The sequence below is a fragment of the Rhodoferax sp. RT5P35 genome (assembly GCF_056521385.1).
The window spans coordinates 1-1,716 of sequence record NZ_JBWMAX010000070.1 but is presented as its reverse complement, the minus strand read 5'-3'; the positions used below and the strand labels follow the sequence as shown (position 1 = coordinate 1,716).

At 68.2% G+C, this 1,716-nt stretch carries 2 protein-coding genes; both read right to left on the bottom strand.

What is annotated here, in order from left to right; translation table 11 throughout:
• A partial coding sequence (locus AC097L_RS23665; RefSeq protein WP_479589186.1) for a DUF1360 domain-containing protein occupies positions 1-332 on the bottom strand: 332 nt, incomplete at its 3' end.
• A gap of 2 nt (positions 333-334) precedes the next feature.
• The coding region (locus AC097L_RS23660; protein WP_479589185.1) for a hypothetical protein at positions 335-1,716 on the bottom strand (1,382 nt) is incomplete at its 5' end.

Below are 1,716 nucleotides of genomic sequence, written 5' to 3'. Positions count from 1 at the left end.
GTCCGCAGCAGCTCATCATCATCTCCTTCCAGGTCAAGAACCGGTGGCGGGGCGGCAGGCCCTAGCCGTTCCAGCAGGCAGGCCGCGCCCGACAGGCCCAGCCAGGCCAGCAGCCATTCCACAGGGTCGCGGGCCACAGCCAGGGCCACCGGCGCGGCCACCCACAGGCTCAGGCAGTAAAAACAGTCCAGCATCTGGCCCCACACCCCCTGGCCCGCCGCGGTGCGCAGGCGCAGCACGGCATCCCAGGGGCCGTCTTCATGCGCCAGCAGGTGCGCCAGCCGCCAGGTGGCCAGCGCGCCCAGCACGGCGGTAAACCAGGGCGCGTCCATGCTCAGTTGGGGGTGGGCAGGTCGTTGCAGATCTTCACCGGCCACGAGGCCTGCGCATAGTTCACGCCACAGGGGCGCCCGGTGCGGTCGTACACCGTCAGGCTGAAGGTGTAGACACAGCAGGCACCGCGCGGCGTGGCAAAGTCGTCGGGCACAAAGTAGGGCAAGAAGGCTTTGCATGCCGGGTCGATGGCGCGCAGGTCAAACATCGCCAACAGGCCGATCACCTGCGGCACGGTGGGCACGCCGCAGCGGGTGCCGGGGTCGCCGACCCGGCTGGTGCCGTGGTAGCAGGCACCGCCGGGGCCGGGCACCGGGATGCTGATGCCCGAGCCGCCCTGCTTGGTGACCGACACCACGTAGTAGTCGAAGTTGTCGTTCGGCCGGGTCAGCGGCAAGAACTCGTCGATGTACTCGTCGTAGGCAATGCCCGACACCGGCAGGCTCCACGGCACGCTGCAGTCTGGTGGCTGGGCGAACTGGCTGACGAACAGGTCGGCGCACTGCGGCACGGCATCGATGCGGATCAGCGCACTCAGCGGCTTGTTGTCCAGCCAGACGCGCTGGGTATCGCAGCAGGTGCCCCCCAGCGAGTCTTCCACCAGCAGCCGGATGGCGGAGACGCCGCTGAGCTGGCAGCCGCCGATGTTGCTGGACCAGCCCGAGGGCGACAGCAGCGCCTGCGGGTCGTTCAACAGGCACCAGGGTGGGAAGGGCACCGGCACCAGGCAATCGGCCGTCCAGTAGGCGGTGAGCACCGAGGTGTCGGTGCGCATGTTGATGGCCCGGTACTGCGCCGCCGTGCTGAACTCCACCGACCAGAAGTTGCTCCAGCCCGGCGTGGTGCAGTCGGGCTCGAACCCGGCCTTGTAGTCCAGCGTATAGCGCTTGATCTTCAGGCTGTCGTCGCAGCCGCCGATGCTGGCTGCGCCCAGTACCGCCAGGCAGGTGCCAAACGAGGCCTCGAAGGTGCCCGCCGGGCGGCCACACAGCGCAGGCAGGTTGTCGATGAGGCGCGCGCCCGGGTCGGTCCAGGGTGCGTCCAGCGCGGTGCTGCCGCCGATGCCGAGGATGCGCACGTCCTTTTTGAACACCGAAAACACCGTCTGGCAGGGGATGGTGGACTGGTTGGAGCCCAACACCGTGACCCGCACAAAGTAGGTGCCCGCGTTCAGCAAGGTGGTGTTGAGGTAGCCCAGCAGACCGCCCACCACCGGGCTGCTGCCCTGCACCGTGTTGCCCGGAGGCACGGGTGGGTAGACGAAGTTGGCCGCATGCCAGACCGCGCCGTTCAGCGACCATTCCAGCACGTAGTGGCTAAAGCCCAGGCCTGCCGCCGTGCCGGTGATGGGCACCACCATGGCCGGAATCAAGGCGTTGACCT